General features: G+C 60.0%; 20 protein-coding genes. 12 read left to right on the top strand and 8 right to left on the bottom strand.

Annotated elements, in window-relative coordinates:
- Positions 1-13: 13 nt before the first annotated feature.
- Positions 14-478 carry a DUF1203 domain-containing protein gene (locus GOV80_RS13050; RefSeq protein ID WP_170785285.1) on the top strand — a complete coding sequence of 155 codons (465 nt, stop codon included), beginning with the start codon at positions 14-16 and terminating at the stop codon, positions 476-478.
- On the opposite strand, the gene GOV80_RS13045 is transcribed toward GOV80_RS13050, so the two are convergent.
- A complete protein-coding gene (locus GOV80_RS13045) occupies positions 475-1464 on the bottom strand; it encodes an ABC transporter ATP-binding protein (RefSeq protein ID WP_170785489.1) in 990 nt (329 codons plus the stop codon). The two genes, GOV80_RS13050 and GOV80_RS13045, sit on opposite strands and share 4 nt — an antisense overlap.
- Positions 1465-1551: 87 nt before the next feature.
- On the opposite strand from GOV80_RS13045, the gene GOV80_RS13040 reads away from it, so the two are divergent.
- The 4 genes from GOV80_RS13040 to polA all read left to right on the top strand — a co-directional run bounded on the left by GOV80_RS13040 (position 1552) and on the right by polA (position 5953).
- On the top strand, positions 1552-1725 hold the full coding sequence (locus tag GOV80_RS13040) for a zinc-finger domain-containing protein (RefSeq protein ID WP_170772979.1): 174 nt from the start codon (positions 1552-1554) through the stop codon (positions 1723-1725).
- A 90-nt stretch (positions 1726-1815) separates the two neighbouring features.
- Positions 1816-2478: a YrbL family protein gene (locus tag GOV80_RS13035; RefSeq protein ID WP_170785283.1), complete on the top strand. Its 663-nt coding sequence runs from the start codon at positions 1816-1818 to the stop codon at positions 2476-2478.
- A gap of 138 nt (positions 2479-2616) precedes the next feature.
- Complete coding sequence (locus GOV80_RS13030; RefSeq protein ID WP_170785281.1) at positions 2617-3087, top strand: hypothetical protein; 471 nt, start codon at positions 2617-2619, stop codon at positions 3085-3087.
- Positions 3088-3157: 70 nt separating this feature from the next.
- A complete protein-coding gene (polA, locus tag GOV80_RS13025; protein ID WP_170785279.1) occupies positions 3158-5953 on the top strand; it encodes a DNA polymerase I in 2796 nt (931 codons plus the stop codon).
- A gap of 43 nt (positions 5954-5996) precedes the next feature.
- On the opposite strand, the gene GOV80_RS13020 is transcribed toward polA, so the two are convergent.
- Together GOV80_RS13020 and GOV80_RS13015 are read right to left on the bottom strand one after the other, a co-directional pair.
- Positions 5997-6227, bottom strand: a complete 231-nt coding sequence (locus GOV80_RS13020) for a DUF2798 domain-containing protein (RefSeq protein ID WP_170772971.1) — start codon at positions 6225-6227, stop codon at positions 5997-5999.
- 60 nt (positions 6228-6287) lie between these two features.
- Positions 6288-7043: a hydroxypyruvate isomerase family protein gene (locus GOV80_RS13015; RefSeq protein WP_170785277.1), complete on the bottom strand. Its 756-nt coding sequence runs from the start codon at positions 7041-7043 to the stop codon at positions 6288-6290.
- A 172-nt stretch (positions 7044-7215) separates the two neighbouring features.
- Here GOV80_RS13015 and GOV80_RS13010 point away from each other — a divergent pair, with 172 nt between their 5' ends.
- Positions 7216-8157 carry a DMT family transporter gene (locus GOV80_RS13010; RefSeq protein ID WP_237215817.1) on the top strand — a complete coding sequence of 314 codons (942 nt, stop codon included), beginning with the start codon at positions 7216-7218 and terminating at the stop codon, positions 8155-8157.
- Here the strand turns inward: GOV80_RS13010 and GOV80_RS13005 are convergent.
- Positions 8154-8732 carry a DUF1285 domain-containing protein gene (locus GOV80_RS13005; protein ID WP_170785275.1) on the bottom strand — a complete coding sequence of 193 codons (579 nt, stop codon included), beginning with the start codon at positions 8730-8732 and terminating at the stop codon, positions 8154-8156. The two genes, GOV80_RS13010 and GOV80_RS13005, sit on opposite strands and share 4 nt — an antisense overlap.
- Positions 8733-8796: 64 nt before the next feature.
- Between GOV80_RS13005 and GOV80_RS13000 the strand changes: the two genes are divergently transcribed.
- The 4 genes from GOV80_RS13000 to GOV80_RS12985 are packed head-to-tail and all read left to right on the top strand — an operon-like array spanning position 8797 to position 15474.
- A complete protein-coding gene (locus tag GOV80_RS13000) occupies positions 8797-9804 on the top strand; it encodes an AAA family ATPase (protein WP_170785274.1) in 1008 nt (335 codons plus the stop codon).
- Positions 9801-10676 carry a DUF58 domain-containing protein gene (locus GOV80_RS12995; RefSeq protein ID WP_170785272.1) on the top strand — a complete coding sequence of 292 codons (876 nt, stop codon included), beginning with the start codon at positions 9801-9803 and terminating at the stop codon, positions 10674-10676. The genes GOV80_RS13000 and GOV80_RS12995 overlap by 4 nt, the downstream gene beginning before the upstream one ends.
- A complete protein-coding gene (locus tag GOV80_RS12990) occupies positions 10673-13435 on the top strand; it encodes a DUF4159 domain-containing protein (protein WP_170785270.1) in 2763 nt (920 codons plus the stop codon). Before GOV80_RS12995 ends, GOV80_RS12990 begins: the two co-directional genes overlap by 4 nt.
- Positions 13432-15474: a DUF7408 domain-containing protein gene (locus GOV80_RS12985; protein WP_170785268.1), complete on the top strand. Its 2043-nt coding sequence runs from the start codon at positions 13432-13434 to the stop codon at positions 15472-15474. The genes GOV80_RS12990 and GOV80_RS12985 overlap by 4 nt, the downstream gene beginning before the upstream one ends.
- Here GOV80_RS12985 and GOV80_RS12980 read toward each other — a convergent pair whose 3' ends face one another.
- Positions 15475-16326: a 2-keto-4-pentenoate hydratase gene (locus GOV80_RS12980; RefSeq protein WP_170785266.1), complete on the bottom strand. Its 852-nt coding sequence runs from the start codon at positions 16324-16326 to the stop codon at positions 15475-15477. It lies immediately after the preceding gene.
- A 117-nt stretch (positions 16327-16443) separates the two neighbouring features.
- Here GOV80_RS12980 and GOV80_RS12975 point away from each other — a divergent pair, with 117 nt between their 5' ends.
- Positions 16444-18648, top strand: coding sequence for a response regulator (locus tag GOV80_RS12975; RefSeq protein WP_170785264.1), 2205 nt, complete (start codon positions 16444-16446; stop codon positions 18646-18648).
- A 9-nt stretch (positions 18649-18657) separates the two neighbouring features.
- The gene (locus GOV80_RS12970) at positions 18658-19116 is read left to right on the top strand and encodes a VOC family protein (protein WP_170785263.1); all 459 of its coding nucleotides are present in this window, start codon (positions 18658-18660) and stop codon (positions 19114-19116) included.
- Here the strand turns inward: GOV80_RS12970 and yaaA are convergent.
- From yaaA to GOV80_RS12955, 3 genes are all read right to left on the bottom strand, one after another.
- The gene (gene yaaA / locus GOV80_RS12965; RefSeq protein WP_170785261.1) at positions 19107-19877 is read right to left on the bottom strand and encodes a peroxide stress protein YaaA; all 771 of its coding nucleotides are present in this window, start codon (positions 19875-19877) and stop codon (positions 19107-19109) included. The two genes, GOV80_RS12970 and yaaA, sit on opposite strands and share 10 nt — an antisense overlap.
- Positions 19878-19909: 32 nt before the next feature.
- Positions 19910-21949 (bottom strand): DNA helicase RecQ, encoded by a 2040-nt coding sequence (gene recQ, locus GOV80_RS12960; protein ID WP_170785259.1) that lies wholly within the window; start codon positions 21947-21949, stop codon positions 19910-19912.
- A gap of 78 nt (positions 21950-22027) precedes the next feature.
- Positions 22028-22315, bottom strand: a complete 288-nt coding sequence (locus GOV80_RS12955) for a YggT family protein (protein ID WP_170772954.1) — start codon at positions 22313-22315, stop codon at positions 22028-22030.
- Between the last annotated feature and the right edge of the window lie 13 nt (positions 22316-22328).

Genomic DNA, 22328 nt, shown 5'->3' with positions numbered 1-22328 from the left:
AAGGAGGCCCGATATGTTCAAAATTACTGCATTACCCACCAACGAGGTACGCGCCCTTCAGGCCGGTGGTCCGGATGCTTATGGCGCAACGCCCGAACACGCCGTTTCGACTGGTGCAGGCAATCCATGCCGCCACTGCCTGCAGAACATTCCCGAAGGCGAAGAGATGCTGATATTGGCCCATCGCCCCTTTTTAGAGACGCATCCGTATGCGGAAACCGGCCCGATCTTTCTGTGTGCTAAACCGTGCGAGCGGCATGAGGGGGAAGAGATGCCCGAGATTCTGACCACCTCTCCTGACTATTTGATCAAGGGCTATGGAGCGGATGACAGGATCGTCTATGGCACCGGGGCGATCACGCCCATGGAGCAGATCGGCGCAGCGGTGAAGGGCATCTTTGCTACACCGGATATCGCTTATATCCATGTCCGCTCGGCCAGAAACAACTGCTATCAGGCGCGGATCGACCGCGCCTAAAGCTTAACGCGGTGCATTCCCCGGCGCGGCTGGTCCTGATCGTCTGCAGGTTCCTCGGCGCGCGACGAAGTCAGTGCAAGGAACACATCCTCAAGATCGGCTTCCTCGGTACGCACGTCACGAATACGGATACCCACGGCACGGACGGCTTCCAGCACCTGCTCGGCGCTGGTTTGATTGCCCTGATATTGCAGCACAAGGCTGCCATCGTCGCGCAGCGCGGCTTCGACCCCTTCTGTTGCAGGCAGTTTCGTCACAGGGTTGTCCGGAACGATCACCATCGTCCGGCTGTCCATCCGACCCAGCAAGTTGGCGGTGCTGTCCTGTGCGATCTTTTCGCCATGGTTGATGATGGCGATCTCGTCGCACATCTCTTGCGCTTCTTCCAGATAATGCGTGGTCAGGATGATGGTCATGCCCTGTTCATTCAGTTTGCGCACATTGGTCCAGAGCATCTGACGCAGTTCAATATCCACACCTGCCGTGGGTTCATCCAGAACCAGAATCTTGGGGTGGTGCACCAGTGCCTTGGCCAGCAAAAGCCGTCGTCGCATGCCGCCCGATAGCGTGCGGGCATAGGCCTCGGCCTTGTCGCTGAGGCCGACAAGTTCGAGAATTTCATCGCTGCGACGCTGCGACTTGGGTACGCCATAGAGCCCGGCCTGCACCTCCAATGCGCCGCGCGGGGTGAAGAACGGGTCCAAGTTCAGTTCTTGCGGCATCACGCCAATGGCAGCGCGGGACTGACGGGGGTGTTGGTCCTGGTCAAACCCCCAGATCGACACTGAACCCGCCGATTTCACCACCAGACCGGCCAGAATGTTGATCAGAGTCGATTTCCCGGCCCCGTTCGGCCCCAACAGCCCAAAGACCGAGCCGCGCGGGACGGTCAGATCGATGCCCTTCAGCGCGTGCTTTTCAGGCTGGCCCTTACCGCCACGATAGGTCTTGCGCAGCCCTTCGATCCTGATTGCCGCATCGCTCATGTGGCTCTTGCCCCCGGTTTGCTCATCGCTCATAAACGCACCTAAACCATGCCCGCGAGGCCGACAACCGAAGAAGGATCGCCAGCCGTGACCATCGAAGCGCCGGAAACCAAGATCGTCGAAACCTCTCGTGTTGCCTGCGACGGCGGCGAGGGTGCGCTGGGCCATCCGCGGGTCTGGCTGCAGATCCCCGAGGATACCGGCTGGGTTGAGTGCCCCTATTGCGATTGCAAATATGTGCTGGCGGATCAGGATCAGTAGGCTCGTCACAAAACTGTTACGCGTCCTATTTCCGCCCGAGTGAAGACTCTATATCCTGACGAAATAGCTTTATGATTCCAGGGCGCGAAGATGCTCTTTTCCGTGCAGGTCATGCACCTTTCAGACCGGGATATTGTGGCCAAGGGCGGCCACCGGAACGTTTATGCCTGCCCCAACCAGCCAGAGTTGCTGATCAAAGTGACGCGTCCCAGAATCCGCCGCAACAGATCCATAATGAAACGCGCTGTGCGTCGTCTGCTGCCCGATTCAGCATTCCGAAACGCCTTGAAAGAGCTGGAGTGCGAGATGAAGGCGGCGCTGAAAAGTGGTCTGGACATTTCCAGACTGCCACTGGCGCGGTCCTTTGGTGTCGTGCAGACAGATGTCGGGCCCGGCGTCGTGGTCGAGAGGATCAGCACCGAAGATGGCGCATTAGCGCAGGACTTGCTGTCGATGTGCGCGCGGCAGGAAATGACGGCTGAGACATTGGATGATCTGAACATCTTTGTCCGAAAGCTTTTTGAGTTCCAAATTGTGGGTCGGGACATCCACGGGAAAAACATCGTCTATGGATTGCGTGACGACATACGTATGTTCTTTCTGATCGATGGGTACGGGGAACGAAACCTTGTGCCGTTACGCTCGTTAAGTCGCAGGCTGAATGATCGGTCATTGAACAAGCAGATGCAGCACATTGCGCAGCAATCCGGGATGAACTGGGACAAGACGACCCGTGCCTTCAGCATCGCGTGATTTATCCTGAGCGGGTGTCTTGTGCATCTATGTTTTTTTAAACACAGATCGGCTTCAACTGCTCCAATAGTCATTTTTTCCCAAATCGCGCCCATATTTGCGTGATACGCTGTGCCGCATTCGTCTTAGGTGAGTGTGATGACTGAGATTGCTCAAACGGACAGCGCAAGCCCGGTTTTTGGCTGGGTCGGATTCTGTTTCGCTGCTTTGGCGTTGTTCGCCGCCTTGTTTGTGTTTTGGGCGGGACCGTTTGCGCCTCAGCAATCTACAGGCGTCACGCTTGGCGAACTGGCGGCCGAGATCGGGAAATCGACCCTGCGTGCCGCCACGGGGGCAGAGCAACCCGAACCTGTAGCCCGAACCCGCGATCTGGATGATTTTTTGCAAGTCGGTGTGGCGATGCTTGGCGGGCTGGCGATTGTTGTTTCGGTCATTGGCCTTCTGCGTCACGAAAGGCGTCGCCCGGCCATCGCCGGAATGGTTATCGGTGTTGGTGCCATTCTGTTTCAGTTTTTCGCCTTTGCGTTTTTTGCGTTCCTCGGTGTGCTGGTCATAATGGCTCTGGTGCATAGTTTTTCGGACTTTTTCAGCGGCCTCTTTGGGAGTTAGGGCACGTTCCTGACTGGTCACCCGTCTGCCCCTGTGGCAGAACGATCCCTGACCGACAGGGAGAGCGCGCATGAGCAATTTCGGAAAAGGGTGTCATCTGCATCTGATCGACGGATCAGCCTTTATTTTTCGGGCCTATCACGCGCTTCCCCCGCTGACGCGCAAATCCGATGGGCTGCCCATCGGCGCTGTATCGGGCTTCTGCAACATGCTGCAGAAATATGTCGAAGGGAACGCGGGACCGGATGCGCCGACCCACGTGGCGGTGATCTTTGACAAGGGCTCGCACACGTTCCGCAATGATCTCTATGACCTCTACAAGGCCAACCGCGAGGCCATGCCCGAGGACCTGCGCCCCCAGATGCCCCTGACTCGCGAAGCGACCCGCGCTTTCAACATCGCCTGCAAAGAGTTGGAAGGCTATGAAGCCGACGATATCATCGCCACGCTGGCCGTCCAGGCGCGTGAGGCAGGCGGGCGCGTGACCATTGTCAGCTCGGACAAAGACCTGATGCAGCTGGTGGGCGGCGGCGTCGAAATGCTGGACGCGATGAAGAACAAGCGTATCGACCGCGACGGCGTGGTTGAGAAGTTCGGCGTGGGGCCTGAACGGGTGGTGGATGTGCAGGCGCTTGCGGGGGATTCTGTCGATAACGTACCCGGTGCGCCGGGGATTGGGGTGAAAACGGCGGCCCTGTTGATCAATGAATACGGTGATCTGGAAACCCTGCTGGACCGCGCGGAAGAGATCAAACAGCCCAAACGCCGCCAGACCCTGATCGAAAAGCGCGACCAGATTGAGCTGTCGAAAAAACTGGTGCAGTTGGACGAAAACACCCCGCTGGATTTCACGCTGGATGATCTTGAGGTTCAGGACCCCGACGCTGAGACCCTGCTGGGGTTCTTGGCGGATATGGAGTTCCGCACCCTCACCAAGCGAATTGCCGACAAGCTGGGGGCCGAGGCCCCGGTGATTGCTGATGCGCCTGCGCCCGAAGTTGTGACCGAGGCTGAGGATATCTCTTTCGACGCCTCGAAATACGAATGCGTGCGCGATGCAACCGCGCTGCAGGCGTGGATCGACCGCGCTTATCAGACCGGCTGGGTGGCCGTCGATACCGAGACCACCGGATTGAACGAAATGATCGCCGATATGGTGGGTGTTTCGCTAAGTGTTGAGGCGGGTTCGGCCTGTTACATCCCGCTGACTCACCGCGATGGGGCATCGGATGACTTGTTCGGCTCAGACGCGCTGGCCGAGGGGCAGATGCAGCTGGATGAGGCTCTAACTTTGCTCAAACCGATGCTTCAGGACGCCTCGATCCTGAAAATCGGCCAGAACATGAAATACGACGCCAAGATTTTCGCGCGCTATGGCGTGGACGTGGCGCCAATCGACGACACGATGCTGATGTCTTACGCCATGCATGGCGGCGAACACGGGCATGGGATGGATACGCTGTCCGAGCGTTACCTGAACCACACGCCCATTCCGATCAAACCGCTGCTGGGGTCCGGCAAATCCGCAATCACTTTCGACAAGGTGCCGATTGACGAGGCCACTGCCTATGCCGCTGAGGATGCGGATATCACGCTGCGTCTGTGGAAGCTGTTCAAGCCGCAACTGCATCAGGTGCAGGTGACAACGGTGTATGAAACGCTGGAGCGTCCTCTGGTGCCGGTTCTCAAAGAAATGGAGATGCACGGCATCAAAGTGGACCGCGATGTGCTGTCCCGCATGTCCAACGCCTTTGCGCAAAAAATGGCCGGGCTAGAGGCTGAAATCCACGAATTGGCCGGTGAGAATTTCAACGTCGGCTCGCCCGCGCAACTGGGTGAGATCCTGTTCGACAAGATGGGGCTTGAGGGCGGTAAGAAAGGCAAGACTGGGAAGTATTCGACCGGGGCTGACATTCTGGAAGACCTCGCCACCGAACACGAACTGCCCCGCCGGGTGTTGGACTGGCGGCAGCTTTCCAAGCTGAAATCGACCTATACGGACGCGCTGCAGACCCATATCAACCCGGATTCAGGCCGGGTGCATACATCTTATTCGATCACGGGGGCGAATACCGGGCGTCTGGCCTCGACCGATCCGAACCTGCAGAACATCCCGGTGCGCACCGAAGAAGGGCGTCGCATTCGTGAGGCGTTTATTGCCGAGCCGGGCAATGTGATGGTTAGCCTCGATTATAGCCAGATTGAATTGCGGATTTTGGCTCATATCGCTGACATTTCGACCCTGAAACAGGCGTTTTCGGATGGGTTGGACATTCACGCCATGACCGCCTCCGAGATGTTTGACGTGCCGCTGGATGAGATGACACCTGAAATCCGCCGCCAGGCTAAGGCGATCAATTTTGGTGTGATATACGGGATTTCAGGCTTTGGTTTGGCGCGCAATCTGCGCATTCCTCGGTCCGAGGCGCAGGGGTTCATTGACCGCTATTTCGAACGCTTTCCGGGTATACGGACATATATGGACGACACCATCGCTTTTGCGAAAGAGAACGGCTACGTGCAGACGCTGTTCGGCCGCAAAATCCATACGCCTGAGATCAATGCCAAGGGGCCGCATGCCGGGTTCTCGCGTCGGGCGGCGATCAACGCGCCGATTCAGGGCACGGCAGCAGATGTGATCCGGCGCGCGATGGTGCGGATGCCGGATGCGATCAACGGGCTGCCTGCCAAGATGCTATTGCAGGTGCATGACGAATTGCTGTTCGAAGTGGCTGAGGATGCAGTGGATCAGGTGATTCGTGTGGCGCGCGATGTGATGGAGGGGGCATCGGACCCCGCGGTGAAGCTGGACGTGAAGCTAAGCGTGGATGCAGGGCAAGGCGCGAATTGGGCCGAGGCGCACTAAGAAGCGCTGCTCATCAGGCCCGGCGGGCCCTCTTCGCAGCGGGTCAATCTTGCGTCTTGACCAGTCGGTTCACCAACCGTTGTACGGTGGGTCCCAGGATAAAGATGACCGTAAAGGCGATGGGCCAGCAAAACCCCCAAGCAGACATCCAATCGCCGAATGTGGTGGGCCCAAATCCTATGGCCTTGACAGTGGCAATGCCTGTGACGATGCAGGACATCAGCCCCGACATGATCAGACAGAACACAATGCGCGAAAAGCGGGCAGGGATCATCACAGTTCCTTCAAGTCATTGTGGTGATGTCTGCGCGATTTTTTTTGAAAAGGCCAGATATCAGAACTCTACCCAGTCCAGACTGTTGAAAGTTTGCGCCGTTGAGGGGGTATATTCGGCACTGACCCAGCCGGAATAGCCCATTTCGTCAAAGGTCTCGAAAAGCGCAGCAAAGTCTGTTGGCCCGCGTCCGGGCTCGGACCGGTCTGGGGCGGCACCGATCTGAGCATGGGTGACAATGTGGTGAAAGCGGTGCCAGACGTCCAGCGCGTCACCGTGGATCATATGAGCGTGGAAGCTGTCATATTGCAGGCCGATATTGGGGCGGTCCACCAAGGCCAGAACTTCGGCAGCCAGATCATAATCGTTCAGGAAGTAGTTGGGTTGTGAGACAGGGTTCAGCGGCTCGATCGTAAAGTGCTGTTTGGGGGCGAAATCGGCGGCCCATTTCAGGTTCTCAACCATGGTTTTTAGTGCATCTGGTCCCGCGCAATACCCCGACATGATATGGATCAGCCCTGGTTTCAAAACATCGGCGTAGCGAATGACGCGGCGAATATCGGACTGAAACCGCGCTTCGCCACCTGGGACCGCAGCATAGCCTGGCTCGCCACCGGTGTAGTTGGGCGGAGGGGCGTTGATCAGCACCAGGTCCAGCCCGTTGGCCAGCAGGGCGCGGCGGGTTTCCTTGGCAGCCAGCTCATAGGGAAACAGGATCTCGACTGCCTGAAACCCGGCCTCCGCCGCGGCCTGAAACCGGTCGAGATAGGGCAGCTCGGTAAAGAGCAGCGAGATGTTGGCGGCGAATTTCGGCATAAGAGGTCCCACGTGATGCTGGCCGGACCTTAGCCTTGGGGCGATTTCAACGAAAGAGACTGAAAACGACAGTTTGTCGAAAACCGGCCAGAACCATCGGCTCGAATCAGCCAGCCTTCAGCCATCACGGTGGATCATTTTCGGCCACCGTTCCAACAGAAGGTCTGACACCATGGCGATGAGCCCTGACCCCGTGCGCGGGAACACTCTTTCTGTGTCTGCGGGGCGCCGCTCGGCTGTATCCGGCAATGGCCTGGCAGTGGCGTCCATGCTGACATGGGCAGCCGGGTTTCCTGCGGCCGAGGTTTTGCTGCAAACTTGGCCTCCGATTACGTTGCTGGTGGCGCGGTTGGCGTTGGCAGTGCTGGTGATGGTGCCGGTCTGGGTGTTGATGGATGGGCCCGCGCGGGTGTTGCGCGCGCGTTGGGGGCACGCGATGTTTGTCGGCGCTGCGCTGGGGTCGGGGATGTTCCTGATCATTCTGGCGCAAAAGCTGACTGACCCGGTGACGGTTGCGATTATTGCGTCCGGCGCGCCCTTGTTTGCAACTCTGCTGGAACTGGCGACAGGTACGCGGCGCTTGCGGTGGAATTTTGCGCTGGGCGTGGTCGTGTCGATCATCGGCGGGCTGATTGCAACCAGCGCGCTGGCCCCGGCGCAATTGGGTTTGGGTGCGGCCTGCGCCATTGCGTCCACGGCCCTGTTTTGCTGGGCCAGTATGGCGACGGCGCGGGATTTCCCGGCGCTTAGCCAGACAGGGCGCAGTACGATCACTTTTGTCGGCGGGCTGGTAACGGCCTCGGTTCTGTTTTTCTGCGCCGCGCAAATGGGTGTCAGCGTTGCACCGACAGCGCCGGTCGATATGCAACAGATGGGTATGCTTGTGATGTATGCGCTGATCTCAATGGGGCTGAGTCAGGTCTTTTTCATCGCATCCGTTGGCAAAATCGGCGTGGCGCTGGCCGCGTTCCACATCAACATTGCGCCGTTTTACGTGATGTTGATCATGCTGGTTCTGGGTGAGGACTGGAACTGGACCCGCGCGCTGGGCGCGGGGATCGTGGCAATCGCCGTGCTGTTGGCGCAGGACCGTCGCGTGGCGCGTCGGGTCTAATCCGGCAACTCCTCGGACCGGATCAGGGGAAAAAACTGCCCGCCCGACCAGACGCCGAACCACCCGTCGCTATGTTCGGCGATATCGACCAACCGGTAGAAGCTTTTGCGGTCGATCCGCGCCTCAAGATTTGCGCGGATCAGGATGTAGGGCGCGGGTTCCTCGGATTCGGGGTCGATGACAATGCGGATTGGATGGTCGGGCCCTGCGACGGCTTCATCCCCCACATGGGTGGTGAAACATAGCGTCTGCGCCGTGCCCTTGCCCGTCGCATCGAAATCGACCGCCACGAAAGGCGCGTCCTCGACAGTGATTCCCACCTTCTCGACCGGGGTAACGAGGTAATATTTCCCGTCTTCCTTCTTAAGAATTGAGGAAAAAAGCTTCACAAGCTCGAACCGGTTGATCGGCGACCCTAGATAAGTCCAAGAGCCATCTTTGGCGATATGGATGTCCAGATCGCCACAAAACGGAGGATTCCACAGATGAACCGGGGGTAGGCCCTTGGTTTTGGCGGCATTGACTGATGCCGCAATGCCATCAGGGGAAGGTGTCACAGGTTTTTGTCCGCTCATTACTTTTGCCATTTCCTTTTCGCGCGATACACTTCAACCATATTAGTCCACGGAAGGGAAAGTCATGACCGAACCTGCCGACCTCGTGTCCGAGATCGAAGCGCTGGAAACCAAACTGCAAGAGGCCAAGTCCTCGATCACCCGTCGCTTTATCGGACAGGAGAGGGTCGTGGACCTGACCCTGACCGCGCTGCTGTGCGGCGGGCATGCGTTGCTGATCGGTCTGCCCGGTCTGGGTAAGACGCGACTGGTCGAAACGCTGTCGACCGTGATGGGCCTGCACGGCAACCGCATCCAGTTCACGCCGGACCTGATGCCTGCCGACATTCTGGGGTCCGAAGTTCTGGATACCGCCGAAGATGGCAGCCGCCATTTCCGCTTTATTTCGGGCCCGATCTTTTGCCAGTTGCTGATGGCGGATGAGATCAACCGCGCCAGCCCCCGGACGCAATCGGCGCTGCTGCAAGCGATGCAGGAACGCACTGTGACGGTGGCGGGCGAGGATCGCTCGCTGGGGACGCCATTTCACGTATTGGCGACGCAGAACCCGATTGAGCAGGAAGGCACCTATCCGCTACCCGAGGCGCAGTTGGACCGTTTCCTGGTGCAGATCGACGTGGAATACCCTGATCGCCAGACCGAGCGTGACATTCTGCTGGCCACCACGGGCGTTGACGAAGATGACGCGCATGAGATTTTCACCAAAGAAGAGCTACTGGCCGCTCAGGTTCTGTTGCGGCGCATGCCCGTCGGAGATTCGGTGGTTGAGCTGATCCTCGATCTGGTGCGCGCCTTCCGCCCGGATGAGGCTGGCGTGTCCGAACGTGTGGCGGAAACGGTCGCTTGGGGGCCGGGTCCACGTGCGGCGCAGGCGTTGATGATGACCGTGCGGGCGCGGGCGATGCTGCAAGGGCGGTTGGCCCCGAACGCCGAAGACGTCTTGGATATGGCGCGCCCTGTCCTTAGCCACCGGATGGCATTGAACTTTGCCGCAAGGGCGCGCGGGGACAGCCTTGCTGACCTGATCGAAAGCACCGCTGCCGGGTTGATCCGCACCGAGGCTGCGGCGTGAATGCCGCGCTGACCCTTCGTGAAAGATCCGAGGCCGAGGCGTCCCGGCTGCCGCCCCTGTTGGCGCGGGCCGAACATCTGGCCGGAACGGTTCTGCTGGGCGATCACGGACGCAGGCGTTCGGGTCTGGGTGATGATTTCTGGCAGTACCGCCCGGCCCAGATCGGGGACAGTCGTCGGATGATCGACCATCGCCGCTCGGCGCGCGGAGATCAGCAATTTGTGCGCGAACGCGAATGGCAGATTGCGCAATCGGTGATGCTGTGGGTCGATCAGGGTGCCTCGATGCGATTTGCGTCTGACAAGAACCACCCGACCAAGGCGGACCGGGCGCGCTTGCTAGGCCTAGCTACGGCTATCCTGCTGGTGAGGGGTGGCGAACGTGTTGGCCTGACCGGCACCACCCTACCGCCCCGGCGCGGCAACGCACAGATCGTGCGGCTGGCGCAAGCCTGGTCCGAAGATGCCGAGGCCGACTATGCCCCGCCCGAGCACCGCGCCATGATCCCGCATGCGCGAGCCGTGTTCATTTCCGATTTCCTCGGACCGATGGATGAGGTCGAGCTGGCCCTGACCAAGGCCGCCGACCGGGGCGTGCGCGGTGTGTTGTTGCAGGTTCTGGACCCAAACGAGGAAAGTTTTCCCTATCGCGGTCGGACCATTTTCGAAAGCGTCGGCGGCACGACCCGCCATGAGACATTGAAAGCCGGAGAGCTGCGCGACCGCTATCTGGACCGGCTTGCCAAACGTAAGGATGCGCTGACGCAGTTGTGCCGCGCGACCGGCTGGCAGCTTGGGCTGCATCACACGGGTGACAGCGCGCAGGCGGCTCTGTTGTGGCTTTATCGTGCGTTGGATCGGGGGTCTGAATGACGATTTTGGCAGGCATCGGGTTTACCGCGCCATGGGTGTTGCTGGGTCTGCTGACCCTGCCGATCCTGTGGCTGATCCTGCGCGCTGTGCCACCTGCGCCGATCCGTCGGTTGTTCCCGGCGGTGACGTTGCTGCTGGGCTTGAAAGATGAAGAAAGCGTCTCGGATCGGACACCCTGGTGGCTATTGCTGTTGCGAATGCTGGCAGCTGCGGCGATCATCATCGGGCTTGCAGGGCCGGTACTGAACCCCTCGCGTGATCAAGCGGGGTCAGGTCCGCTGATGCTGGTGCTGGATGCCAGCTGGGCCGGGGCCACCCGATGGTCCGCAACGCTGGATCAGATCGACGCACAACTGGCCGAGGCCGGACGCGCCGGGCGCACCGTTGCGATCCTGAGCCTGACCGAACCCGAAGCACCGGTGTTCCAATCCGCCGAAGACTGGCGCGGCAGGTTACCGGGGCTGGCGCCGACACCCTGGCAACCGACCGAGGTGCAGATCGAACAGACTCTGGCTGCGCTGGATCAGTTGGACGGGGACTTCGACACGCATTGGTTCAGTGATCGTCTCGATTTTGATGGCCAGGAAACGATCCTAGCGGCACTGCAAGGGCGGGGTGAGGTCACGGTCTATCAGGCGGCCTCAGCGGTTGTTGCCCTTTTGCCTGCCACATATCAGGACGGGTTGATCCAACTGACAGCGCAGCGGGCCGAACCTGGCCCAGCCCAGCAGATCACTGTTTTGGCGCAGGGTCGTGACCCGGCTGGAGTGATGCGCGTTCTGCAATCCGCAGCGATGGAATTTGCCAGTGGCGAAACGCAGGCGCAGGTCGAACTGGCCTTGCCGTCCGAGCTGCGCGCACGGATCACTCGGTTTGAAATTCAGGGCCAGCGCTCGGCGGGCGCGATGACCCTGACCGATGACAGCCTGCGCAGGCGCGAGGTTGCGCTGATCGCGGGAACCCTGAACCGCGAAGGGCTGGAGCTGTTGTCGCCGTTGCACTACCTGACACAGGTTCTGACCCCCACGGCGGATTTTGTCGAAGGCGGGCTGATGGATGTGCTGCCCGCGAACCCAGATGTGATCGTGCTGGCCGATGTGGCGAAACTGTCTGCGGGCGAGCAAGAGGCGGTCGTCGAATGGGTTGAACAGGGAGGGTTGCTGTTGCGCTTTGCCGGACCGCGTATGGCTGCCAGCGATCTGGGCCGCGATGCCGAGGATACGCTGTTGCCGGTACGTCTGCGCAGCGGCGGCCGCTCGGTCGGTGGTGCGATGAGCTGGGGTGAGGCCAAGGGGCTTGCCCCCTTCCCAGAAGGCTCGCCCTTTTATGGCTTAAGGGTGCCGTCGGACGTTTCCGTTACGACGCAGGTGATGGCACAACCAGACCCTAATCTGGCGGATCGAGTGATTGCATCGCTTTCGGATGGGACGCCACTGGTCACGCGCAAAGCGCTGGGTCTGGGGCAGGTGGTGCTGTTTCACGTAACGGCAGATGCGGAATGGTCCAGCTTGCCTCTGTCCGGTTTGTTCGTCGAAATGTTGGATCGCCTGGCTGTCGCCTCGGCCGCTAAGTCGCGGCAAGAGTCTCAGTTGCAGGGCACCACCTGGGCGCCAGTGCAAGTCATGGACGGTTTTGGCGGTTTGATGGATGCAGGGAATCTTGCCGGTGTCGACGGGGTTGATCTGGTGACGGGCACGATCGGTCCTGACTTGCGCCCTGGTCTCTATGAAAGCGGCAAACAGAAGCTGGCGTTGAACGTCTTGGCTGAAGATACCGTTCTGACGCCGGTCTCTTGGCCTTCGGATGTGCCGATCAAAGGGCAGGAAATCAGCACTGAAACCCCGATTGGAGGCATGTTGCTCAGTCTTGCGCTGCTGTTGTTGACCATGGACGTGATCGCCTCGTTGGCGTTGTCGGGGCGGCTTGGTCTTGCGCGCGCGGCGGCGATTGCGCTGGGCGCAGTGCTGATCGCACCCGAGGTGCAGGCGCAAACGCCCGACGAGACCGAATTTGCCCTGAACGCAACGACTGAACTGGTGTTGGCCCATGTGCTGACCGGAAATGCCGACGTGGATGAGATCGCAGAGGCCGGGATGCGCGGGTTGGCGCAGACCCTGTTCTACCGCACGTCGGTGGAACCGGCCGGGCCTGTGGGCGTTGATCTGGAGCGTGATGAACTGGCGTTCTTCCCGCTGCTCTACTGGCCGATCACGCCGGATCAACCGCAACCCTCGGTCGAGGCGTATTCCAAGCTGAACGCCTATCTGCGCTCTGGTGGCATGATCCTGTTTGACACGCGCGATTCCAACGTGGCGCGGTTCGGGGCTGCCAGCCCCAATGGACGCAAGCTACAGCAACTGGCTACGCCGCTGAATATCCCTTCGTTAGAGCCGATCCCGCGTGACCATGTGCTGACGCGGACATTCTACCTGTTGCAGGATTTTCCGGGTCGCCATGCCGGAGCGGATGTGTGGGTTGAAGCCGCCCCGCTGGATGCGGAACAGATCGAGGGGATGCCCTTCCGCAACCTCAATGACAATGTGACACCGGTGGTGATTGGTGGCAATGACTGGGCAGCAGCCTGGGCGGTGGATCGCAATGGTCAGGCACTTCTGCCCGTCGGGCGCGGATATGCCGGAGAGCGGCAGCGCGAACTGGCCAATCGTTTCGGGGTTAATCTGGTGATGCATGTGCTGACCGGGAATTACAAATCGGATCAGGTGCATGTGCCTGCTCTGCTGGACAGGTTGGGACAATGACGGGAACCGTACTTTTTGATCCGCTGATCCCGTGGCCCGTTCTGGCAGTGGTAGGTGCGATAGCGTTGGCGGGGGTGGCTGTTGCCCTGTGGCGTGGTCTGTCCGGCTGGGCCTTGCGTGGGCTGGCGGCGCTGGTGGTGATCGCGGCGCTGTCCGGGCCGGTTTATCAAGTCGAGGACCGTGCGCCTCTGACCGACATCGTGCTGATGATCGAAGACGAAAGCGCCAGTCAGACCTTGTCGGACCGGGCTGAACAAACAGCGCAAGCGGCGGATGCCCTGGCGGATGAGATCGAATCCCGCGACAATACCGAGCTGCGCCGCATCAAGGTCGGCGATGGCGACGGCGACGAGGGCACCCAGGTTATGGCCGCGTTGAATGAGGCGTTGGCCGAAGAACCCCGCGCCCGGATCGCGGGTATCGTTGTCGTTTCGGACGGGATCGTGCATGACGCGGATCAGGCCCCGGACCTGCCAGCGCCGATGCATCTGTTGCAGACCGGGCGCTCCAGCGACTGGGACCGCCGCCTGATTGTCCGCAACGCCCCGGCTTTTGCCATTATCGGCGAGCCCGTGACCCTGACCCTGCGGGTCGAGGATAGCGGCGCTGCCCCTACCGGTGCCACTACGGCGCCGCTTGAAATCTCGGTCGACGGGGCCGAGCCCGAGCAATTCACCATTCCCATTGGCACAGATGTGGAATTGCCCGTCACGCTGCCTCATGGCGGGCGCAATGTGCTGCAATTCACCGTTCCGCAGGCCGAAGGTGAGCTGACCGATCGCAACAATACCGCCTTGATCCAGATGAACGGCGTTCGGGATCGCCTGCGGGTGCTGCTGGTCTCGGGCGAGCCGCATCCCGGCGGGCGGACATGGCGGAACCTGCTGAAATCCGACAGCTCGGTCGATCTGGTGCATTTCACCATCCTGCGTCCACCCGAGAAACAGGACGGCGTGCCGGTGGATGAGCTTTCGCTGATCGCCTTCCCCACGCGTGAGTTGTTTTTGGAAAAGATCAACGATTTCGACTTGATCATCTTTGATCGCTACAAACGGCGCGGAATCCTGCCCGCCATCTATCTGGACAATGTCAGTAACTACATCAATGAAGGTGGTGCAGTTCTGATCGCGGCGGGGCCGGATTTTGCCAGCGCTGATAGTATTTTCCGGTCGCCTTTGGCCTCAATCCTTCCGGCGCAGCCAACTGCACGGGTGATCGAAGAACGCTTTGTCCCTATGGTGACGGATCTGGGTCAGCGCCATCCGGTGACGACCGATCTGGGTGATCCTGAAAACTGGGGCGCGTGGCTGCGGCAGATCGACGTGAACCAGCGCCGGGGTGAGATGCTGATGACCGGCGTGGACGACCGCCCCTTGCTGGTGCTGGACCGTGTGGGTGAGGGGCGCGTGGCGATGTTGGCCTCGGATCACGCGTGGCTGTGGAGCCGCGGGTTCGAAGGCGGCGGACCGCAATTGGAACTGCTGCGCCGTCTGGCGCATTGGATGATGAAAGAGCCCGAGCTAGAGGAAGAGGCGCTGTGGGCCGAAGCCAACGGTCAAATCATGCGCATCATTCGCCAGACCCTTGAAGATGAGGTCGGCCCCGTGACCGTCACGCTTCCCAACGGCGAAACGCTTGAGGTGACATTGGACGAGGTCTCGCCCGGTCGGTTCGAAGCGCAGTATTACGGGCCCGAGATTGGCCTCTACCGTTTGCAGGAGGGTGAGCACTCGGCGGTGATCGGCCTTGGCCCCGCCGCGCCAAAAGAGTTCGAGCGCACGATCGCGACCTCGGAAGTGCTGGACCCTATTCTGGCGGGATTGCGCGGTGGCACCATCCGGGTCGAGGAGGGCTTGCCGTCGATCCGAAATGTGCGGGCCGGACGCCCTGCTTCGGGACGGGGATGGATCGGCCTGACACCACGCGATGCCTATGAAACGCGGGACGTCACGCAGGCTGGGCTGTTGCCGCCGTGGTTGGTGCTCTTGCTGGCTGGCGGGTTTCTCGTCGGCGGGTGGCTGCGTGAAGGGCGGCGCTGATTAGTCGAACACAACGCTCACTGTGGGGTCACCGGGCAATCCGTCATAGCTGACCGACGCGCCACCTTTACCCTTTGCAGGCGGGACCAGCGGGCCGAAAGAGCCGACCGAAATCAGATCGCCGGGTTGAAACTCGATCCCTTTCGAGATCAGCCACAACGCTGCATTGGCTGGGTGCCCCATGACTGCAGCGCCTGGAGCCTCTGCCAACACCTCCCCATCCGCCGCCCGCAAAGTGACGGTCATATCTGGCAGGGCCTGGGACATCGCGGCAGGGTCGGAGACAGGAATATCAGACCCTAAAACGCCCAATTTTGGCGCCACCCCAATTGCAGTCAACGTAATCGGCGTGATCGGTTCGCCTTCGGCGAGGGTCAGGTCCGGTAGTTCCATAAATGGGCGAATGGCTGATATGTTTTGCATCACCTCCAGCGGCGTCGTGGCCATGTTGATATCAGCATCTCCCACGACCAGAACCAGATCGGCCTCGAACACAGGGCGTGCGCCCCAGTTCAGTGGAACCGTCGCGCCATTCGCGACCATCATGTCGCGGTACAAGACCCCCTGCACCGGTTCATCCGCGCCAAACCGGTTCTGCGCGGGCTTGCTGGTCAGACCCGCTTTGTAGCCGATGATTGGGCCCAAATAAGGCTCTAACGCAGTAGAAATTTTGGCCTGCGTACATAATGCGTCTTGCATCGTTCCATCGGCGGACAGAGCCGCAGTCGGCGTGTTGGAAAGATAATCCTGAACAAACCGGTCAACCTGCGCATCCGTGGCGCATTCGGCCCAAGCGGGCTGCGTTGCCGCGCAGAACAGCCAGACGGCAGAAAAATAGCGTGCATTTGTCATAGGTAGCCTCCGGTTTGCAAAAAGTCTGACACAAGCCCTGGCTTCCAAGCAACGGCTTAAGCAGTTCTTCACTCTCTGCCCGGATGCTGGGACGGAATGGCCCGAGGATCGCCCACGATGAGTCTTGCAACAAAACTGGCACAAGAACGGCGTGCGCGGCTTGCCGCTGAGCGCTTGCTTGAAATGAAACAGGCCGAGTTATCGGCGGCCAACCGCAAGCTTGGCCTGCACGCCATAGCTCTGACCAAACGAATTGGCGAGACGCAGGCCGAGGTTGAAACCGTCCGCGATGAGAATGAGAAGGTCAAATCGGACCTCACACTGGCCAATGCAAAGATTGAAGTGGCCGAGCGGCGGCTGTGGCACTCGATTCAAACCTTCCATGACGGGTTTGCGTTTTTCGACAGTAATAACCGTCTGATCGGCGCCAATACGGCCTATCTGAGCGTCTTTGACGGAATTGAAGAAGTGGCGCCGGGCATTGCCTATCCCCGTATTCTGGAAATTCTCACAGCCGAGGGCCTGATCGACCTTGGAGATGAGGCTGCCCCGGACTGGATAGAAAGAATGAAGGTACGGTGGACGCAAGCCAACCCGCAACCCGAAGTCATTCGTCTATGGAACGGTCACTACTTCAAACTCATCGATCAGCGTGGCAACGGCGGCGATGTGGTTAGTCTAGCGCTAAATATTTCGGCTTCAGTCCGGCATGAGGCTGAATTGCGATCAGCGCGAGAACGGGCCGAAGCGGCCAATCGGGCAAAGTCGGCCTTTCTGGCGAATATGAGCCACGAGATCAGAACCCCAATGAACGGGATCGTCGGCATGACCGAATTGCTGGACGAGACACCTTTGGATGAGGAACAAAGGCTCTATCTCAATACAATTCGCAATTCGGGCGAGGCGTTGCTGGTCATCATCAACGATGTTCTGGACTATTCGAAGGTCGAGGCTGACAAGCTGGTCCTGCACCCCGAGCAGTTCGATTTCGAACGCTGTATCCTTGAGGTCGCGATGTTGCTGCAACCGGGTGTGCGGGACAAGGGGCTGACCTTGCTGGTCGACTATGACTTGTTCCTGCCCACACTGTTTGTTGGCGATCCGGGGCGGGTGCGGCAAGTTCTGACCAATTTGGTGGGCAACGCTGTCAAATTCACTGCCAATGGCCATGTGCTGATCCGCGTCACCGGCGTCCCCAATGCCGAGGCGCAAAGCTGCGATATTCACGTGGCAATCGAAGATACCGGCATCGGGATCGAGCAGGCGAAAATTGACCACATCTTTGGAGAGTTTAATCAGGTCGAAGATGAGAAAAACCGCCAGTTCGAAGGAACCGGGCTGGGTCTGGCTATCACCAAGCGTCTGATCACGTTGATGGGCGGAACGATCTGGGTGGAAAGCGATCCGGGGCAGGGTTCGTGCTTTGGGTTTCGGATATCACTTCCCACGGCCGAAGGTCCTCAGCCCGAACCACCTGATCTTGAAGGCAGGCTCAACCATGTGCTGGTGGTTGAGGATTTGGCGGTCAACCGCGCGATCTTGTCCAAACAACTTGGGCGGCTGGGGTCTCGGGTCACTGTCTGCACCTCTGGGGGTGAGGCGTTGGCGGCTATCGACTCATCGGTCGATCTAGTGCTGTGCGACCACGACCTGCCGGATATGGATGGGTTGGAACTTGCCACCACATTGAAGGAACGGGGCTGGGGCGAGTTGCCGATTGTGGTCATGTCTGCCAATCCCGGCACTATACATGCCAATCCCGCCCGTCACCTGATCGAAGGGGTCTTGCAAAAACCCATCCCGCGATCCGAGCTTTACGCGCGCCTGACTGCATTGGGTCAACACAAGGTGGATGCCCCCGCCCAACAGGAAACCGAGCCAGCGCCCGCCACAGACACCTTGGATCAGCGCCTGATGCGCGTCTTGGCGGCTGAGGATAACAGGACGAACCAGTTGATCCTGCAAAAGATGGTCAAGACGCTGAACATTGACCTGCGCTTCGCTAATAACGGGGCCGAGGCGGTTGAGGCTTATATGAATTTTAACCCCGACCTGATCTTCATGGATATCTCGATGCCCGGAATGGATGGAAAACAGGCTACGGGTGAGATTCGGCGGCATGAGATCCAGACCGGGCGCGCTGTGCCAATCGTTGCGCTGACGGCGCATGCGATGGCGGGCGATGATCAGGGTATCCTGTCTGCGGGGTTGGATCATTACCTGACCAAGCCGCTGCAAAAGCGGAAAATTCATCAGATGATCTTGAATCATGAGCCTGATGACGCACAGCCGGTGATTGATAGCGCAAAGGAACCCACCTAGGTTGTACCCATGTCGGACCGTGGATTTCAACCGCGCGCATTGGGCGAGATTGCCATTCGGTGCGCAGACATGCGCGCAATGGTAGCATTCTATGAGGATGTCATCGGGTTGGAGCGCCTGAGCGGCGACCACAACAGCGCCATCACATTCTTTCGAATTGGCCCAGGATTTGGCGGCCACACGCAGGTATTGGCCTTGTTCCACCACACGGCCGCTCCGCGCCCCGGTTTGCATCCCGCAGGTGCAGGCCGCCCCACGACCGGGGCCGGGTCATCGCTGCATCACATTGCTTTGTCTTTGCCGTTTCAGGAGCAAGAGGCCGTCCTGCGCTGGTATGACCAGTTGGGCCAGCCTTACCGCGTCGAGCAGTTCAGCTGGATCGGTTGGCGCGGTATTTTCACCGAAGACCCCGAAGGCAATACGGTCGAGCTGGTGGCCTATGACACTTCGATGCAGGATCAGGCCTGATAGGGGCGCACAAAGACGGGTTTGTCCTCGGATGACAGGTCGGGGCGGTATTCATACCCACCGCTGTCAAAGTCCAACAGCCCCGCAGGATCGGTCAGGCGGTGCTGGATGACATAGCGCGCCATGGCCCCGCGCGCTTTCTTGGCGAAAAAGCTGACGATCTTGGGGGTGCCTGCCTTGTCCTCCATGAACACCGGCGTGATGACCCGCAGTTTCAGTGCCTTGGGATCAACCGCGCCGAAATATTCCTGGCTGGCGCAATTTACCAGCACATCCGACCCGATCTGCGCGCCTTGCGCGTTCAATGCCTTGCTGAGCTGATCGCGCCAGTATTCATACAGGTTCTTGCCGCGCCGGGTTTTCAGCTTGCTGCCCATCTCAAGCCGATAGGCCTGAATGGCGTCCAGCGGACGCAGCACGCCGTAAAGCCCCGACAGAATGCGCAGGTGATCCTGTGCCCATGCCATTTCATCTGCATCCAAAGATGCGGCCTCAAGCCCCTGATAGGTGTCACCGGCAAAGGCCAGCGCGGCGGGGCGGATCAGGTCGGCCTCGGGCGCATCGGAAAAGGCGCGATAGCGGTCGCGGTTAAGGCGGGCCAGATCATCGCTCAGGTCCATCAGCTTTTTCAGATCGCCCAGCGTCAGGTTGCGGGCGGTTTTCGATAGTCGGATCGCGTCATCCTGAAAATCCGGTTGTGTGACCGTCACGTCGCGCTCGGCCCAGTCCAGCCGTTTGGCCGGGGAAATCACTACCAGCATATCCGCCCTCTTCGCTTGCCTGTTCGGGGTATCTAGCCCGCTTGTTGCAAGACGTCCAGAAAAGCGGCCCCAAACCTTTCGTGACGACGATCGCCCAGCACTTGTTCCAGCCCGCGCTGATCGCCGGGGCGCAATTGCGCGACCTTGGCCAGTTGCGAGGCAGAACAGGTCAGCGGTTTGTCGATCCCGTCAGGCCCGCGTGCCAGATCGTTCTGAACGGCCAAAAGCTGGTCGTAGATGTCCCCCTGATCGCGCCCGGCCAGTTTGCGCCGGGCAGGGTGCAGCGCGGCGGCCTCACCTGCGATCACCTCAAGGAAAGTGTCGCCATAGCGTTCTAGCTTTTTTGCACCGACGCCGCCGATCCGGGCCATGTCGTCCAGCGTCATGGGGCGGGTCTCGGCCATTTCGATCAGGGTGCGGTCAGGGAAAATGACGTAGGCGGGCACCCGCTGCGATTCCGCCAGCGCGCGGCGTTTGGCCTTGAGCGCGGACAGCAGTGGCGCGTCTTCTTCGGCCACCATCGCCTTGACGGCAGGGCGGCGGGTGGCTTTGCGGATCGAGTCCTTGCGCAGGTTGATCTGCGCCTTGCCCTTCAGGATCGGTTTGGCGGCTTCGGTCATGCGCAGCGCGCCATGGCGGTCGGGGTCTGGGCGGACCAGATCATGCCCCATCATCTGCCGGAAAATCGCCTGCCATTGCGGGCGGGACCAGTCTTTTCCAATGCCCCATGTGGACAGCGCATCATGCCGCCGCGCGCGGACCTTGTCGGTTTCGTTGGCCAGCAGGATGTCGATCAGATGGCCTGCGCCGAACCATTCCTCGGTGCGCAAGATGGCAGACAGGGCCATGCGAACCGGCGTGGTGCCGTCGAATACCTCGGGCGGGGCATCGCACAGATCGCATTTGCCACAGGGTTCGGCCTGTTCACCGAAGTAACCCAGCAGGGTTTGACGGCGGCAGACCAGCGCCTCGGCCAACCCAAGCAAGGCGTTCAGACGGGCATGATCGGCCATGCGGCGTTCCGGTGGGGCCAGCCCCTCGTCAATTTGCGCGCGGCGCAGGCGGATGTCATCGGGGCCAAACAGGGTCAGCGTTTCCGCAGGGTCGCCGTCACGTCCGGCGCGCCCGATCTCCTGATAATAGGCTTCTATGGATTTCGGCAGGTCCGCGTGGGCGACCCAGCGGATATCGGGTTTGTCGATGCCCATACCAAAGGCGACGGTCGCGACCACGATCAACCCGTCTTCGCGCGCAAAGCGGGTTTCGACAATGCGGCGATCTTCGGGGTCCATACCGCCGTGATAGTGACAGGCCGAATGGCCCTCGGCACGTAGGGCCTGCGCCAGCACCTCGGTCTTGTTGCGGGTGCCGCAATAAACGATGCCGGATTGCCCTTTGCGCGCGGCGGCGAAATCCAGCACCTGTTTGCGTGGCCCGTCTTTGGCAGCAAAGGCCAGATGGATGTTGGGTCGGTCAAAGCCGCGCAGGAATTTGCGGGGTGCGGTGCCGTCGAACAGTTTCTCGACAATCTCATCCTGCGTTTCCGCATCCGCTGTGGCGGTAAAGGCCGCCAAGGGGACGTTCAGTGCGCGCCGCAGCTCTCCGATCCGCAGGTAATCGGGGCGGAAATCATGGCCCCATTGGCTGACGCAATGCGCCTCGTCCACCGCAATAAGGCCGACATTGATCCGGCGCAGCATGCCCAGAGCTGACCCGGCGGCCAGACGTTCGGGAGCCATGTAGAGCAGCTTCAGCCGCCCGGCCTCCAGCGCCTCCCACACCGCATCGGTTTCTTCGGGGGTGTTGCCCGAGGTCAGCGCGCCAGCCTCAACCCCGGCCTCTTGCAGCCCGCGCACCTGATCGCGCATCAGGGCGATCAGGGGGGAAATCACCACCGTCACCCCGTCGCGCAACAGGGCAGGTAGTTGGAAACACAGGGATTTGCCACCGCCCGTGGGCATTATGGCCAGCACGTTCTCGCCTGCCGTCACGGCGTCGACGATCTCTTCCTGACCGGGTCGGAAGTCGTCGAATCCAAAGACATCTCGCAGCAAAGGCGCGGAGTCGAACATCTGCGGGGTTGCCCTGTTTTAAGGTTTTTCTGCTCTTAAGACAGGACAATCTCATACTAAGATTCGGTGAACAAGAGGTCAGACGAAATAGACCATGTTGTTGATCAGAATGATCCGCAGCGCATAGACACCGACCAGCACGACCAGAGGTGTCAGATCCAGACCGCCCATATTGGGCAAAAAACGCCGTATGGGGCCATAGATCGGTTCGAGTATCCGGTTCAGGCCGTACCAGATTTGTGCCACCAGTTGCTGATGCAGGTTGAGCACCTGAAAGTTGATCAGCCAGCTCATGATCACATGGGCCAGAATGATGAACCAGACAATGTCCAGGATCAGCAGCAGAATTTGGATCAACGACAGCATGGGGCCTCCGGGT

It is taken from the genome of Ruegeria lacuscaerulensis (assembly GCF_013034685.1).
In the GTDB taxonomy this organism is placed as follows: domain Bacteria; phylum Pseudomonadota; class Alphaproteobacteria; order Rhodobacterales; family Rhodobacteraceae; genus Ruegeria; species Ruegeria lacuscaerulensis_B.
This window is presented reverse-complemented; position numbering and strand designations above follow the sequence as displayed.